The 15,758-nt window shown below is 64.6% G+C and carries 15 protein-coding genes and 1 tRNA gene; 9 read left to right on the top strand and 7 right to left on the bottom strand.

Features of this window, described 5'->3' with window-relative positions; translation table 11 throughout:
- Positions 1-28 precede the first annotated feature (28 nt).
- The 5 genes from CH291_RS19930 to CH291_RS19910 all read left to right on the top strand — a co-directional run bounded on the left by CH291_RS19930 (position 29) and on the right by CH291_RS19910 (position 5,698).
- Positions 29-1,408 carry a PucR family transcriptional regulator gene (locus tag CH291_RS19930; protein ID WP_256980916.1) on the top strand — a complete coding sequence of 460 codons (1,380 nt, stop codon included), beginning with the start codon at positions 29-31 and terminating at the stop codon, positions 1,406-1,408.
- A 128-nt stretch (positions 1,409-1,536) separates the two neighbouring features.
- The gene (locus tag CH291_RS19925) at positions 1,537-2,445 is read left to right on the top strand and encodes an ACP S-malonyltransferase (RefSeq protein ID WP_094688427.1); all 909 of its coding nucleotides are present in this window, start codon (positions 1,537-1,539) and stop codon (positions 2,443-2,445) included.
- An 88-nt stretch (positions 2,446-2,533) separates the two neighbouring features.
- Complete coding sequence (acpM, locus tag CH291_RS19920) at positions 2,534-2,878, top strand: meromycolate extension acyl carrier protein AcpM (protein WP_045199610.1); 345 nt, start codon at positions 2,534-2,536, stop codon at positions 2,876-2,878.
- A gap of 8 nt (positions 2,879-2,886) precedes the next feature.
- Positions 2,887-4,137, top strand: coding sequence for a KasA/KasB family beta-ketoacyl-ACP synthase (locus tag CH291_RS19915; RefSeq protein WP_094688426.1), 1,251 nt, complete (start codon positions 2,887-2,889; stop codon positions 4,135-4,137).
- Positions 4,138-4,264: 127 nt separating this feature from the next.
- The gene (locus tag CH291_RS19910; protein WP_068052252.1) at positions 4,265-5,698 is read left to right on the top strand and encodes an acyl-CoA carboxylase subunit beta; all 1,434 of its coding nucleotides are present in this window, start codon (positions 4,265-4,267) and stop codon (positions 5,696-5,698) included.
- Positions 5,699-5,842: 144 nt separating this feature from the next.
- On the opposite strand, the gene CH291_RS19905 is transcribed toward CH291_RS19910, so the two are convergent.
- From CH291_RS19905 to CH291_RS19895, 3 genes are all read right to left on the bottom strand, one after another.
- Positions 5,843-6,289, bottom strand: a complete 447-nt coding sequence (locus CH291_RS19905; RefSeq protein WP_094688551.1) for a cold-shock protein — start codon at positions 6,287-6,289, stop codon at positions 5,843-5,845.
- 84 nt (positions 6,290-6,373) lie between these two features.
- Positions 6,374-6,886, bottom strand: a complete 513-nt coding sequence (locus tag CH291_RS19900; RefSeq protein ID WP_068052258.1) for a DUF3145 domain-containing protein — start codon at positions 6,884-6,886, stop codon at positions 6,374-6,376.
- Between the two features lie 144 nt (positions 6,887-7,030).
- Positions 7,031-7,834: a serine hydrolase domain-containing protein gene (locus CH291_RS19895; RefSeq protein WP_094640169.1), complete on the bottom strand. Its 804-nt coding sequence runs from the start codon at positions 7,832-7,834 to the stop codon at positions 7,031-7,033.
- Positions 7,835-7,919: 85 nt separating this feature from the next.
- On the opposite strand from CH291_RS19895, the gene CH291_RS19890 reads away from it, so the two are divergent.
- The 4 genes from CH291_RS19890 (at position 7,920) to CH291_RS19875 (ending at position 12,249) form a co-directional block, all read left to right on the top strand.
- A complete protein-coding gene (locus CH291_RS19890) occupies positions 7,920-10,055 on the top strand; it encodes a molybdopterin-dependent oxidoreductase (RefSeq protein ID WP_094688425.1) in 2,136 nt (711 codons plus the stop codon).
- 69 nt (positions 10,056-10,124) lie between these two features.
- Positions 10,125-10,198: transfer RNA gene (locus CH291_RS19885), tRNA-Ile, on the top strand.
- Between the two features lie 431 nt (positions 10,199-10,629).
- Positions 10,630-11,193 carry a gamma carbonic anhydrase family protein gene (locus CH291_RS19880; RefSeq protein WP_218829047.1) on the top strand — a complete coding sequence of 188 codons (564 nt, stop codon included), beginning with the start codon at positions 10,630-10,632 and terminating at the stop codon, positions 11,191-11,193.
- Positions 11,194-11,325: 132 nt separating this feature from the next.
- On the top strand, positions 11,326-12,249 hold the full coding sequence (locus CH291_RS19875) for a sensor domain-containing diguanylate cyclase (protein WP_094640172.1): 924 nt from the start codon (positions 11,326-11,328) through the stop codon (positions 12,247-12,249).
- A 109-nt stretch (positions 12,250-12,358) separates the two neighbouring features.
- Here the strand turns inward: CH291_RS19875 and CH291_RS19870 are convergent, their stop codons facing one another.
- The 4 genes from CH291_RS19870 to CH291_RS19855 form a co-directional block, all read right to left on the bottom strand.
- Entirely contained in the window at positions 12,359-12,928 is a 570-nt protein-coding gene (locus CH291_RS19870) for a hypothetical protein (protein WP_094688423.1), read from the bottom strand.
- Positions 12,929-12,939: 11 nt separating this feature from the next.
- Positions 12,940-13,290: a hypothetical protein gene (locus tag CH291_RS19865; RefSeq protein WP_094670118.1), complete on the bottom strand. Its 351-nt coding sequence runs from the start codon at positions 13,288-13,290 to the stop codon at positions 12,940-12,942.
- A complete protein-coding gene (locus CH291_RS19860; protein WP_094688422.1) occupies positions 13,287-15,077 on the bottom strand; it encodes a TIGR03767 family metallophosphoesterase in 1,791 nt (596 codons plus the stop codon). Before CH291_RS19860 ends, CH291_RS19865 begins: the two co-directional genes overlap by 4 nt.
- Positions 15,078-15,181: 104 nt before the next feature.
- A complete protein-coding gene (locus CH291_RS19855; RefSeq protein ID WP_068052281.1) occupies positions 15,182-15,649 on the bottom strand; it encodes a universal stress protein in 468 nt (155 codons plus the stop codon).
- Between the last annotated feature and the right edge of the window lie 109 nt (positions 15,650-15,758).

Genomic DNA, 15,758 nt, shown 5'->3' with positions numbered 1-15,758 from the left:
GGGCGGGGGTCGGGCGTAGGTTCTCCTTATGTCCGATGCGAAACCCGAATCACCGGGCAGCGCGTCATCACGCGATGTGTCCCGCCGCGACGCCTACCGTGAGGCGTTGCGTGAATCGTTGACCTCGGACAACGAAGTGCACCTTCCGGTCGCCTCACTGGCGCCCTCCCGCCAGAAACGCGATCCCCTGCCCGATGCCCTGCTGCGTCGCGTCAAACAGTTCTCCGGCCGACTCTCGACCGAGGCCGTCACCACGATGCAGGGCCAACTGCCGTTCTTCGGTGATCTCGACGCGGCCCAACGTGCCAGCGTCCAACTGTTGATTCAGACAGCCGTCGACAACTTCCTCGAATGGCTGAAGAACCCCAACAGCGATATTCGTTTCTCGCTGGACGCCTTCCAGGTCATTCCCCAGGACCTCGCCCGACGCCTCACTCTGCGCCAGACAGTGGACATGGTGCGGGTGGCGATGGAGTTCTTCGAGCAGTGGCTCCCGGCACTGGCCCGCAACGATCAGCAGTTGGTGGCCCTGACCGAGGCCGTGTTGCGATACGGGCGCGAGCTGGGTTTCGCGGCCGCGTCGGTCTACGCGAGCGCAGCCGAATCGCGCGGAGCCTGGGACACCCGCCTCGAAGCCCTCGTGGTCGACGCTGTCGTACGCGGAGACACCGGCTCGGACATGCTCTCGCGTGCCGCCACGTTGAACTGGGACGCCACGGCGCCCGCCACGGTGCTGGTGGGCACTCCTCCCGACGATCGAGGCGTCTCGGTCGTCGGAACCGTGCACGCCGTGGCGCAGAAGCACGGTCGCGCCGCACTGGCAGTGGTGCAGGGAACGCGGCTGGTGATGGTGGTCAGCGGTCAGCTCGACGACACTGCCACCCATCGCGCCTTCATCGACGACATGCTGCAGAACTTCTCGGACGGACCCGTCGTCATCGGGCCGACCACTCGCACCCTCGGTGCGGCGCACTCGAGCGCGGTGGAGGCATTCGCGGGGATGCAGGCCGTGGCGGGGTGGCGGGGTGCGCCGCGTCCGGTGCATGCGGGCGAGCTACTGCCCGAACGCGCACTGCTCAACGACGGTGCGGCGATATCGGCGTTGAACGATCACGTGGTCGTTCCGTTGGCCGCGGCAGGTTCGGGACTGGCCGACACCCTCGACGCCTATCTGGACTGTGGCGGAGCGGTGGAAACCTGCGCACGGCAGCTGTTTGTTCATCCAAATACCGTCCGGTATCGGCTCAAGCGCATCGCCGAGGTCACCGGTCGCGACCCGACGCATCCGCGCGACGCGTACGTACTCAGGGTTGCGGCAACGGTAGGTAGGTTGGCTCGAACGCATCACGAACCGCCCCATCCTGCCCCATATGTCACACAGGTCACATTCGGAGAAGTAGTCACGTAACGCCGGACCACCCTTCGGCGATAGCGGATCCCCACGAGGCAATTTGTAGGGTTCCCACAAATTGCTTGTCGAGAGTTCATCGAGCGCGACATCACTCATTCGGCATCCGACGGTGTTCTCTTAACCCTGTGATTGCGTTGCTTGCGCCCGGTCAGGGCTCCCAGACTCCCGGCATGCTGCTGCCTTGGCTCGAATTGCCGGGTGCGGCAGACCGACTCGCGTTGTGGTCGAAGGCCTCCGGTCTCGACCTCGTCCGCCTCGGCACCACAGCCACCGCCGAGGAAATCACCGACACCGCAGTGACCCAGCCTCTGGTCGTCGCGTCGGCGTTGCTCGCGTTCGAGGAGATCGCATCGCGCGGCCTGTTCCCCGAGGACGCCGTCGTCGCCGGACATTCGGTGGGCGAGCTCGCCGCCGCTGCGATCGCCGGCGTCATCTCCTCCGACGACGCCGTATCGCTCGCTGCCGTCCGCGGCGCAGCAATGGCCAAGGCCTGCGCACTCGAGCCGACCGGCATGTCCGCTGTGCTCGGAGGCGACGAAGCTGCCGTCCTGGCCCGCCTCGAAGAACTGGACCTCGCTCCGGCCAACGTCAACGCTGCAGGTCAGATCGTCGCAGCCGGGCTGCTCACCAAGCTTGCCGAGTTGGCCGAGAGCGCACCCGAGAAGGCTCGGGTTCGCGCACTACCGGTCGCAGGCGCATTCCACACCAAGTACATGGCGTCCGCGGGCGACACCGTTGCCGCAGCCGCAGCCGCCATCACCCCGTCGGAGCCGACGCGGACATTGCTGTCCAACTCGGACGGTCAGCCGGTCTCCTCGGGTGCCGACGCCCTGAACAAGCTCGCTGCCCAGGTCACTCGCCCCGTGCGATGGGATCTGTGCAACGCCTGCCTACGCACCGCGCAGGTCACCGGACTCGTCGAACTGCCCCCGGCAGGCGCACTTGTCGGTATCGCCAAACGAGAACTGCGCGGCGTCGCCAACCTCGGCCTGAAGACACCGGCGGACATTGCCGCAATGGCCGAGCTCGGTTAGCTCGTCCCACACACTTCGCAGTCACAGCACTGCGGCTCGCACTTCCACTCCCCGAGTGGCAGAAATGCACAATCGCGTCTCGAAGCACATGACTTCGGCGTTCTACACAGAAGAGAAGGGAGCCACAACAGTGGCCAGCCAGGAAGACCTCATCGCCGGACTTGCAGAGATCATCGAGGAGGTCACGGGCATCGAACCGTCCGAGGTGACCATCGAGAAGTCCTTCGTGGACGACCTCGACATCGACTCACTCTCCATGGTCGAGATCGCAGTGCAGACCGAGGACAAGTACGGCGTGAAGATCCCCGACGAGGACCTCGCAGGTCTGCGCACCGTCGGCGACGCCGTGAACTACATCCAGAAGCTCGAAGCGGAGAACCCCGAAGCCGCAGAAGCTATCAAGGCCAAGCTCGACGACTCCGCGAGCGAGTGACACGGCCCATGACCAACCCATCCACCGCCAACGGACGCTTCCCCAGTGTCGTCGTCACCAGCCTCGCTGCGACCACGTCACTCGCGGGTGACGTCGATGCCACGTGGAAGGGTCTGCTGAACGGCGACAGCGGAATCGCAACGCTGGAAGACGATTTCGTCGCCGAGTACGACCTGCCCGTGCGGATCGGCGGCCACCTCGCGGTGAACCCGCAGAGCCTGCTCTCGCGGGTCGAGATTCGTCGCCTGAGCTATGTGGAGCAGCTGGCCACCGTTCTCGGTCGTGAGGTCTGGAAGAACGCCGGGACTCCCGACGTCGATCCCCTCCGCCTCGGCGTATCTATCGGTACCGGCCTCGGTGGCGGCGATTCTCTGATCGACGCCAACGACAAGATGAAGGCCGGTGGTTACCGCAAGGTGTCTCCGCTCGCCGTTCAGATGGTCATGCCGAACGGCCCTGCAGCGGTCGTCGGACTCGAGCTCAAAGCACAGGCCGGTGTCATCACTCCCGTCTCCGCCTGCTCCTCGGGATCGGAAGCCATCGCACACGCGTGGCGGATGATCGTAATGGGCGACGCGGACATGGTCGTCACCGGCGGCGTCGAGGGTTACATCGACGCGGTTCCGATCGCCAGCTTCTCCATGATGCGGGCGATGAGCACCAACAACGACAACCCGAAGGGTGCGTCACGTCCGTTCGACAAGGATCGTGACGGCTTCGTCTTCGGTGAAGCGGGTGCGCTCATGGTCATCGAGACCGAGGAGCACGCCAAGGCACGCGGCGCAACGATCCACGCCCGCCTGCTCGGTGCCGGAATCACCTCCGACGGGTTCCACCTCGTGGCTCCCGACCCGGAGGGCACGGGTGCCGCGCGCGCCATGAAGCGTGCAATCGAGACCGCAGGACTGCAGAAGTCCGACATCACCCACGTGAACGCCCACGCAACGGCAACTCCCATCGGAGACACCGCCGAAGCGCTCGCGATCAACAAGGCCGTCGGAAATCACGCAGCCGTGTACGCACCGAAATCCGCTCTCGGCCACTCGATCGGTGCCGTCGGCGCTCTCGAGTCGGTTCTGACGGTGCTGGCAGTGCGTGAGGGAATCATCCCTCCCACACTGAATTTGGAGAATCAAGATCTCCAGATCGATCTCGACGTCGTCAAGGGCGAGCCCCGCGTCGGACAGATCGATTACGCGATCAACAACTCGTTCGGATTCGGTGGGCACAACGTAGCGCTCGCCTTCGGAAAGGCGTGATGCACTGAGTCGTTCTTTCGACTCAGCGAATCCCGCTCTCGCAGTGCATGATCCGGGCTGGGGCCGTTCCCAGTGAACGGCCCCGGTTCGGGCCTCGCCCCCCAGGGGCCCTGAAGAAGGACAAGCGATGACCATTCTGGCCCCCGTCACACGATCCGGTACCTCCACCGATCCCCGCGATCCACTCGCCCGCCTCGAGAATCTGTTCGACGCCGGAACCACTGTGCCCCTGCACGATCGGGACAAATCCGGCATCCTCGCAGCGTCCGGCGAGATCGACGGCGTCCACACCATCGCGTATTGCTCCGACGCCACCGTCATGGGCGGTGCCATGGGCGTCGACGGCTGCAAGCACATCGTCGCCGCCATCGACACGGCCATCGAGCAGCGCGCTCCGATCGTCGGCGTCTGGCATTCCGGCGGCGCGCGCCTCGCCGAGGGCGTCGAAGCCCTCCATGCCGTCGGGCTCGTCTTCGAGGCCATGGTTCGAGCATCCGGCCTCGTCCCCCAAGTTTCCGTCGTCCTCGGCTTCGCAGCCGGCGGCGCCGCCTACGGTCCTGCGCTGACCGACGTCGTCATCATGGCTCCCGAGGGACGCGTGTTCGTCACCGGTCCCGACGTCGTCCGCAGCGTCACCGGTGAGCAGGTCGACATGGCCTCGCTCGGCGGCCCCGACACCCACCACAAGAAGTCCGGCGTGTGCCACATCGTCGCCGACAGCGAGATGGACGCGTTCACCCGCGCCCGCCGTCTGGTGTCCATGTTCTGCGAGCAGGGCGAATTCGACATTGCCGCCGCCGAGCACGGCGACACCGACCTCCGAGCGCTGATGCCCGAATCCAACCGTCGCGCATACGATGTGCACCCGATCGTGCACGAGCTGCTGGACAACGTCGAAGGGGAATCGACCTTCGAGGAGTTCCAGGGCGGCTGGGCCCGCAGCATTGTCATCGGCCTCGGACGCATCAGCGGCCGCACCGTCGGCGTCATCGCCAACAACCCCATTCGTCTCGGCGGTTGCCTCAACTCCGAAAGTGCCGAGAAGGCAGCCCGTTTCGTGCGACTGTGCGACGCATTCGGCATCCCACTGATCGTGGTCGTCGACGTTCCCGGGTACCTCCCCGGCGTCAGCATGGAATGGGAGGGCGTTGTCCGTCGCGGAGCAAAGCTGTTGCACGCCTTCGCCGAAGCCACGGTCCCCCGCGTCACCCTGGTGACCCGCAAGATCTACGGCGGCGCGTACATCGCGATGAACGCCCGTGCACTCGGTGCTACCGCGGTCTACGCCTGGCCCGGCTCCGAGGTCGCCGTGATGGGCGCGAAGGCCGCCGTCGGCATCCTGCACAAGAAGGCACTCGCAGCCGCTCCAGAGGAGGAGCGTGAGGCATTGCATGATCGCCTCACCGTCGAGCACGAGAGCATCGCCGGTGGCGTCGAGCGCGCCGTCGCTATCGGAGTCGTCGACGAGGTCATCGAGCCGAGCAAGACCCGCAGCACGGTCGCCAAGGCTCTCGCGGCCGCCCCTGCGGCACGCGGCAACCACAAAAACATTCCGCTCTGATCGTCACGGGGTGCCCCGCCGCCTCGTGTGGTGTCACCCCCGGCCCCGGTTGGGATCAATGCGGCTCCGAGGCGCTCCGAGTGCAACAAAGCCACATTCATCCTGAACCGAACGGGCGTCACAACGGACAGGCGAACTCCAGCGTCAGCTCTCGATCCACTTGTGGTCGTGAGCCAGTCGCAGCATTGCCGATCGGATGTCGAGGATCTGCGCTGCGGTGACAGTTCCGTTGGCTTTCAGGAGTGCCTCGGTCACTTCGGCGGTGAAGTCCGCCTCGGAGAGCACGTCGCAGATGACGTCCTCGAGTTGCTCGCGTTCGCTGATCGGAACGTCGTGGAACGGCACGTCGGGCTTGCGCCGGGTGACCAGCGCGGTCGACGCGGGAGTGTCGATGATCTGCACCTGGGTGGCCTTGAGGCCTCGATCGCCCTCGACGGCAACGTATTCGACGCGAACCCCCGGTGCCAACAGTCGTTTGTCGAAGTCCAGATCGTTGACGTGAATGAACACGTCCTCGCCGCCCTCGTCCGGCGCTACGAATCCGTACCCCTTGAACTCGTCGAATCGAATCACTTTTCCGGTCGACAACATCGAACTCACCACTCCACGGTCGTTCCCTCATGCCTACCCCAGGCACGGACGCAAACTACCGCGAGCCAGAACCCCCAGCAACCCCTAGCCGACGTTGCGACTCAGCCATGTCACTTCGGCTCCGGCTCCGCCGGTTCGGTACGGCTCCAGGGCTGCGTCCCAGTCCGATCCGAGAGCCTGCTCGACGGCCGCGGTAAAGTTGCCCTGATTGTTCTCCATCAGGGCGCGCAGCCGCATCTCGCCGAGCATCACGTCTCCGTTCGCGCTCGTCGTTCCGCGCCACAGCCCCAAACCGGGCACGTGGGAGAACCGTTCGCCGTCCACGCCTTCGCTGGCGTCCTCGGTCACCTCGAACCGCAGCATCTGCCACGAGCGCAGGATGCCGGCCAGCTTTGCTCCGGTGCCGACGGGGCCGACCCAGTCGGTGGTGGCGCGCAGCTGCCCATCGGAGGCGGGCTGCGCAGACCACTTCAAGTTCGCACGGCAATCGAGGGCGTCGGTCAACGCCCATTCGACATGCGGGCACAACGCAGCGGGCGACGAGTGGATGTACACAACACCCGACGTCGCTTCTGCGAATTGATTCGATCCACGCATTGCACTACCTCCAGCTTCGACGAGGGACGTCTTCCCCAACGACCTCGACATGCTTCGGCTGGCTGCAGTGAATCAATGCGTCTGTGTACTAGTGTGCCCCGAGTTGCCCCTGTTGCGCCAGTGCAATCTGTGAACGATGGAGTTTCACCCGGCCAGCACTGCGTCGGAGAGCTCCGGCCACAGCGGTTTCGCCCAGTCTCCGAAGGCTCGATCGGTCAACACCACACACGCGGTCCGCACGGCCGGATCGACCCACAGGAACGTTCCGGCCTGCCCGAAGTGGCCGAACGTCGCGGACGAGTTCTTGCTTCCGGTCCAGTGCGGGCTCTTGCCGTCGCGCAGCTCGAACCCGAGTCCCCAGTCGCAGGGCTTGTGCGATCCGTATCCGGGCACGATCCCGTTCAGGCCGGGAAACTGCACTTCGGTCGCCGACGCGAGTGTCTGCGACGCCAGCAGCGTCGGTGCCAACAGTTCGGCGGCGAACCTCGTCAGATCGGCGAGGGTCGAGCTGGCCCCGTGGCCCGCCGATCCCGGCAACGACGTGTTCGTCATCTGCAGCGGCCGACACACGGCCTCGTCCAAGTAGTCGGGGAAGGCAATGCCTGCCTCGGTTTCGATCAGCTCGGCCAGCACCTCGAACCCGGCGCTCGAGTAGATCCGCTTGGTACCGGCCGGTGCCTGGACTGTGAGGTCGCCGAACGCCAGTCCCGACGCGTGTGCGAGGAGGTGTCGAACCGTCGACCCTTCCGGTCCTGCGGGCTGATCGAGCTCCACCGCACCTTCCTCGACGGCGACGAAAACTGCGTACGCACTGAGCAGCTTGGTGACCGAGGCCAGCTCGTAGACGCGATCGGTGTCCCCGACCTCCTCACGAACTCCGGAGTCGGTGACGACTGCTGCACTGACATGGTCGACGGGCCAGGAGGCCGTGAGATCGAGGGTGGTCACGACTCACGAGCCTAATTGTCGGTCGACGACGGTGCCCCGGTCCCCCGCCGGGCTACGCTCGCAGCACATGAGTGGGAGGAATGCGATGTCGGTTGTGTATGGATCGTGCAATCTGTGCGAGGCGATCTGTGGGCTCGAGTTCACGGTGGAGAACGACGCGGTGGTCTCGATCCGTGGTGACGAGAAGGATCCGCTCTCACGCGGCCACATCTGCCCCAAGGCGCTGTCGCTGATCGATCTGCACGCCGATACCGATCGGCTCACCACGCCGGTCAAACGTGTGGGTGAGAAATGGGAGAAGATCGGCTGGGACGAGGCATACGACCTCGTGATCGACGGTTTGGTCTCGACGCGTGAGAAGTACGGCCGCAACGCGGTCGGGATCTATCAGGGAAATCCCAACGTCCACTCGATGGGCGCGATGACCCACGGCATTCCGTTCACCTCGCTGCTGCGTACGCGCAACCGATACTCCGCCACCTCCCTGGATCAGTTGCCGCACCAACTCGTCGACCATCTTCTCTACGGGCATCAGTTGCTACTGCCGATCCCGGACATCGATCGAACCGACTTCTTCCTCGTCCTCGGCGGCAATCCGATGGCCTCGAACGGCAGCATGATGACCGTGCCCGATTTCGCAAAGAGGGCGCGGGCACTGCGCAAACGGGGCGGCCGCCTCGTCGTGGTCGATCCGCGCAAGACCGAGACCGCCGACATCGCAGACACCCACTTCTTCGTTCGGCCCGGCAGCGACGCACTGCTGCTGCTCGCGATGATTCACACGATCGTGGCCGACGGCACGGTGACCGTGGCCGACTACGTCGACGGTGCCGACCGACTCGCGGATCTCGTCGCGGAATTCGCACCGGAATCCGTCGCTCCGGTCGTCGGGATTGCTGCGGAAGAGATCTCGGCCCTGGCACGTGATTTCGCCTCGGCGAAGTCCGCGGTGGCATACGGCCGAATGGGGGTCTCGACTCAGCAGTTCGGCACCGTGTGCCAGTGGGCGATTCAGGTACTGAACATCATCACGGGCAATCTCGACCGCCCCGGCGGTGCCATGGTGACCGATCCCGCGATCGATCTGATCAAGCAGGGCATCGTCGGCCGCGGCCATTTCGACAAGTGGCGCAGTCGCGTTCGCGACCTGCCCGAGTTCGCAGGCGAATACCCCTGTTCGACGCTCGTCGACGAGATCACCACCGAGGGCAAGGACCAGATCCGTGCGATGGCGGTCCTGTCCGGCAATCCGGTGTTGTCGATGCCCGGCGGCACCACCCTGAACGACGCGTTCGCGGGTCTCGATTTCATGGTGTCGTTCGACTTCTACATCAACGAGACATCGCGTCACGCACACGTGATTCTGCCGCCGACGATGTCGCTCGAACGCGACCACTACGACCTGATCTTCAACTCCTTCGCCGTTCACAACACGGCGAAGTACATGCCTGCAGTGCTGCCCAAGCAAGCCGACGCCAAGCACGATTGGGAGATCTTCCGTGATCTGTCGCTGCGCTACAAGAGCCGTATGGCCGGTTCGACGGTCGGTCGGTTGAAGTCACGAGTGACTCCGAAGAACATCATCGGCGAAGCCCGGCTGCGCCTGTCCCCCGCCCGCACACTGGACATCCTGCTCCGGAGTCAACGAAAAGGACTGTCGCTGAAGAAACTTCGAGCCAACCCACACGGTGTCGATCTCGGAGCATTGCGTCCCGGCTTCCCACAGAAGTTGAAGACGCGGGACAAGCGGGTACAACTGATTCAGGACATCGTTGTTGCCGAGCTCCCCGCGTTGGTGGATCTGATGCATTCCAGCGCAGTTCCATCCGGCGATGAACTGCTGATGATCGGTCGGCGACACCTGCGCAGCAACAACTCGTGGATGCACAACACCGCCCGGCTCACCAAAGGTAAAGCGCGACATCAGCTTCTGGCGCATCCTGAGGATCTCGCGAATCGCGGTATCGAGGACGGTTCGATGGTGTCGGTCACCTCCGCCGCCGGAACCGTCGACATCGAGGTAGCGGCGTCGGAGAAGATGATGCCGGGCGTGGTGAGCATGCCGCACGGATTCGGACATCAGCGCCCCGGCGTGCAGTTGTCCGTTGCCACGACGGTGCAGGGGCCGAGCGTCAACGACATCACCGACCCCAATCGCGTCGACGCCGTCTCGGCCAACGCGATCCTCAACGGTGTCCCGGTGCAGGTCCGAGCGAAATAGCTGCCCCGATGCACCGTCGAGGCGACGCGATTCTGTACGATTCTGCAGGCTCGTACCTGGTACGGGCATGGGGCGGTAGCTCAGTCGGTTAGAGCCGTGGACTCATAATCCATTGGTCGCGGGTTCGAGCCCCGCCCGCCCCACACCCGATCGACCTCCCTGTCAGGTCGGTGAGCCCTGGCGATTGCGTACACACCCAGCCTGACCCTGCCCGAAGATACAGCGACACAGGGCGACTCGGACCCATCAGCAATTCTGGCGTGCACGCCGCGGCATCGAGGCTTTTGCACTGCATTGCCATTCCCAGTGGTTCGGATCACTGAATCGATGACGCCATGGGAATCACAGCTGCGTCGGTTCCGTGGCCAGCGATTTCGGTGCTGATCTCTGCTGATGATGCGACCGATGAAGGCTCGAAGGTGCAGACTTTCGACGGCCGATACGCCTCGATGACCATCGACACCCGTTCCCAACATCCCTCGAATTCAAAATTTCGCTCGACCAGACCAGTTCGCCGAGCAACTACCGAGGAGAAGACACCATGCGGTACCAACACCGAGGTTCGTCCCCGTCCGTGTCCGAGCATGCGTGGGTTGCGCCGACGGCAGTGTTGGTGGGCAACGTTGTCGTCGGCGCCGGGTCGCGGATTCTGCACGGTGCGATCCTGACGGCCGAGGATGGTCAGGTAAGTATCGGTGAGAATGTGGTCGTGATGGAGAACGCCGTCGTCAAGGGACGCGCGAAGTACCCCACGATCGTCGGTGACAGTGTGTTGATCGGCCCGCACGCGCACGTCAATGGCACCGTCATCGGTCGGGAGTCGTTCATCGCCACCGGTGCGTCGACGTTTCCCGGGTCGATCGTCGAGGCAGGGTCGGAGGTCCGAATCAACGCAGTGCTCCAGGTCGATTCGAGGCTTGCCGCCGGGTCGGTCCTCCCCATCGGGTGGGTTGCCGTGGGAGATCCGGCCAGCATGTTTCCGGCAAGCAGCCTTGACGAAATCTGGGCCATCCAGCAAACTCTGGACTTTCCGGGAACGGTGTACGACGCGTCGCACGGCGACGGTATGCAGGACATCATGCAGTCGCAGTCGTCCTTCTACGGCGAGCACGCCTCGGACTCCGTTGTTCCGGAGTGACGTTGTAGACCTGACTTCGGTGTACCCGACGCGCCCGCGTCCCGCGAGTCGTGTTCTTGTCGTGTGTGGCGTTGCTTACTGACCGGTAGTATTTCTGCTCTCGGCAATTCCCGTCGGTTTACCCTTGGCCAGGTGGACGCACGTGGAAGCGAGGGTGTGCCACGGATCGTTACTGCGCAGCAGATCGTCGCCGCTATCCCGCTTCCTGCGCTCGTTCACGACACCAGTTTTCACATCCTGGCCGTCAATACCGCGTGCCGAAAGTCGGCGAATTTATCCCGCACGTACAGCGACACCCGTGATGTCTTCGCCTTCGTGCACCCAACGGAGCATGCGGAGATCCGGGCCGTATCAGAGAATCTACTGACCGACTTCGCCCGAACAGGGGAATCGTCGCAGACACCGGTCGCCGCGATGCGACGGCTCCACCAAGACGACGACGTGTCGGTGTCGTGCTGGACGCACACCGGACTCGCGGTGTTCGACGGCGTGCCTCTCATCGTCGTTGCCCTGGATCTTGCGAATCCTATTGTCAGTGAGGCACGAACGTGGCGTGAGCGCGCAGAACGCGACGACCTGACCGGGCTGTACCGTCGCAACGTTGCGGTCTCGGTCATCGACGATTGGCTTGCAGCCGGCGACGAAGTAATGGTGATGTTCGCCGATGTCGATCACTTCAAGCAGGTCAACGACGGCTACGGCCACGCGGCCGGAGACGCAGTCCTGTCCGCGATCGCAGACCGACTTCACGCCCTGTCGCATGACGACAGAATCGTCTGCCGGTATGCGGGTGATGAGTTCCTGATCGCGTCCCGCCCATCCGTGTGGGCTCACGGAGGCTTCGTCTGGCAGTTCGACGAACAGCGTTATCTAGCCGACTACATCGCCGCGGCGGCGGGGGCAGCAACGCACCTCCTTGGAATCGATGGGCATGAGCGTGTATCGATCAGCACAGGTGCAGCAAGGCGACGACCCGCCGATTCGGCCGCGACGCTGATTCATCGGGCCGATACCGCGATGTATCGGAACAAGGCACATCGCGTGCGGGAGCGATGAGTTCGGCGATCGGGCAGCTCAGATGATGCGCGAACCGAAGTGGGTGCCGACGCAGTAGCGCAACGTTGCGGCTACCGACACGCCGCCTTCGAGTGTCCGGTCGCACGAGTCATCGGCTTCCCACCCGACGGTACAACCGTGACGAATACACCAGCAGCACAGCAGCATTCGCGCCGAACCACACCCACGTGAGAAACGCCGCCACCACGCCGGTGACGAAGAAGCCCAGTACCAGTGCCACGACCCAGGCGAGGACGAAGGCAACAATCGTGACGACTGCCGCGACTGCGCACCGCCCCGGGGACTGCCGGACAGTCGCCGTCGCAGCGCGGAACGGATGTCGTTGCCCGTCGGCCACGGCCGGAAGCACCAGCAGCGCAACCAGAATCACGACAATCGGAAGCAGCGGGAACAGAATCGCCAGCGCGACGGCCACCAGAGTCGAGACCACACACCACACCAGGACGCGCGGCCGCCGCCATGCCCGAGCCAGCGCACCGCGGATGTTGCCGTCCACCACATCGAGTGCCGTCGATGCGGTGATCCACAGGGCGACCACCAGTGCCGCGGCAGACGCCGCAACCAACCCACCGAATCCCACGGAGGATTCTGGAACGGGATCGCCCAGGACTGTCACCGCCTGAATCAGCGCAGACACGAGCACAACGGCAGCGAGCACCGCACTCCCCCTCACGGCGCACCGACCGTCGAATTGCGGTCGAGCACGTCCTGCACAGACCCCGAGTAGAGAACCTCCGTGCCGACCTTCACCTCGACGGTGCTCGCGTCGTCCGACGTGGCCGAGCCGGTGATCGCCTCGTTGTCGGTTGTCTCCCCGACACATTCGATGTCTGCTCCGGTACCGGAGCAGACCGGCGCAACCAGTATCTCGATTCCCTTCTCGAACAGAACGTCGTTCACTGCGTAGCGGAGGTCCCCGAGTTCGGCACCGCCGACCGGCGCGAGCGCAGCGGTCTGCGAACATCCCGCGCACGCCACCACGGCGGCGACCAGGAGAATCTTCCTGCACACTCCGTTCATCGACCCTGCCTCGTCTCGTAGGCGATCAGTCTCGCGTGCTCGTCCAGATGTTGCTGCTCGAGCGCGGCGTCGGTGATGGCACTCAGATCGAACGGTGCAGGCAACAGCAATTCGGTGTTGCGATCCAGGCGCGACCCTCGACGCATCAGCGGATTCTCGGCCCAGTCGTTGGCCGCCAATTCGCGGCTGCGCGACGCCAGATCCAGGTAGCTTCCGCTGTTTCCGGGTGTGATCGGCGACGCGTGATCGAGCACCGTGGTGAACAGCGACAGAGTTCCGTCGCGGTTGTCGACGATCTCGACCACCTGCTGCTGCTGCGGGAAATCGATGCACGACGCGGTGGTGATCTCCCAGAATCCGCGTCCGCCGCTCGAATGCGCCAAAATCTGGTTCTGATGGGTGTGGCCGTTGAGCCAGCCGATCACGACGGGATACTTCAACAGCAGATCGATGAATTCGTCTGCGCCGTAGAGCTTCCCCGATTCTCCCGGACGCTGCGCTCGGTTCTCCAGCGTGAGACTGTTGTGATGGCTGTAGATCAGCACGAGCTTGCGCTCGGCCTGCGCTTTCTCCAATTGCTCGGTGAGCCAGTCGAATTGGTTCTCGGGCACCGCACCGTCGGGGCCGGCGACGGCGTTGCAGGTGTCGAGTCCGAACGTTCGGATGTTCGGGGTGGGGTCTGCCGCCCACCACGTCTCACCGGAGTCGAGATTGTGCTGGGTGAAGCCGTGTCCGATCGGTCCCGGTGTCGGGGTGGTCTCGAAGTGCTCCTGCATGAACTCGCGTTGCTCGAACAGGTACCGTGCCGGGTCGGCCGACACTGCGCGAAACCCCGGTCGCGCACCGGATCCGACGCCCAGCGCATCGACCATTCTCTGCAGCGGACTGGCCGTCGACGCGTAGCCGGCCAGGGCGGAGGTGGCCGTCGCCTCGAGGGTGTACGCCTTGCGGCCCCCGATGGCGAGCGCGTGCAGCTGCGAGGACAGGTCGAAGGTGCCGAGCAACAAAGTGTCGTGGTTGCCGTAGACCGAGTACCACGGCACGGGCAGACCCACCGATTCGACGGTTCCCGACATCGCTTGGGTGAGAAGGTCGGGAAGCGTCGGGAATCCGTAATCGCCGAACGACCCTCCCGAAGGATCACCGGGTCGGTAGGCCCACTGCGCCTCCGGCCAGGCCTGAACACCCTCGAAGATGTCCGCGGCCCCACTCGTCGGCCGAACCGGTACGCCGTCGAGAACGTCGATGTACCAGCGCAATTCGAGGTGCGAATGCATGTCGGCACTGTCCCCGGTGACCACGGCAGCCCCCATCGGTGCGCCGGTGACCGGGCTGATCCGCGCGTCCGCGAACGCTTTCACCATCGCCGCGGTGACGTGCACGGTCAGCGGGTCCTGCGGATGGAACGCCGAACCCCATGCGGCGTGGTCGGAGACGATCATGGGCTCGATGCGGCCGGGAGATTGGGCGTCGATGACGTGCATGTCCGAGAGGTGCCCGAGGTAGAGCAGCGACCGTCGCGACTGCGCCCTCGACGGGTTCGGCGCTCGTCCGAGAACGTCGAGGCGTGCAACGTACGGCTCCCCCGGACCGGCATCGAGCACGCGGTACTTCCCCGGCCCTGTCGAGGATCGCAGGATCGTCTGCGCGAGTGTTCCGGTTGCGCCCACGTTCACGGGCTGGGCGTTCGCCGCAAGAGCCTGACCCAGCACGTGGGGTGCGATACCCCACACCGCCGCGAGTGTCCCCACTCTCGCCACGAATTGTCTACGCGACAGCCCGGTCATGGAACTCCTCGGATCCGAAAACGGCACCACGTGCGCCTCGCATCCGACGAGGTGACTGCCTATTTTTACAGGGCAGACGGCAGATCGGCTCGATTTCGCTCCGTTCAGGGCACGACGGTCACCGGCCACCGTCCCGCTTTGACCAATCGCACCGCCACCGAGCCGGCGATTCGATGTCCGGCAGTCTCGGACGCCCCCACCACGACGGCGTCGGTACGCAATTGCTCTGCCACGGCGATCAGCCCGTTGTACGGGTCACCCTGTGCGGTTCGGAACTCCCACCGCACGTGCTCCCGATCCCCGAACCGGGCGGCCGACGTTCTGATGTAGTCGAGCAGTTCGTCGGCTATCTGTTGACCGGTTTCGACGAGTGAGATGCCTGCCTGGCCCCACGAGGCCGTCGCAATGGGTTGCACGTACACCAATACCAGCAGCGACCGCTGCCTACGGGCGAGCCCTGCCGCATAGGCCGCGGCGCGCCAGGACGAATCGGACCCGTCGACGCCCACCACGATCGATTTCGGTCCGTCGTGGCCGTACTCGAACCCGGTGGACTCCTGCGCATCGCTCACGACCTGAGGCTACTGCCGAGACCCGACTGTTCGTACCCCCAGCCGCCTGGCGGTACGGTAAGTAGCGCCTACGCCCGGTTATCGGGGAGACGGTTCCATACGCGACGGG

The organism is Rhodococcus sp. 14-1411-2a (genome assembly GCF_002259485.1).
Lineage (GTDB): Bacteria > Actinomycetota > Actinomycetes > Mycobacteriales > Mycobacteriaceae > Rhodococcoides.
The sequence above is the reverse complement of the archived record's forward strand: the minus strand, read 5'-3'. Positions and strand labels throughout refer to the sequence as shown.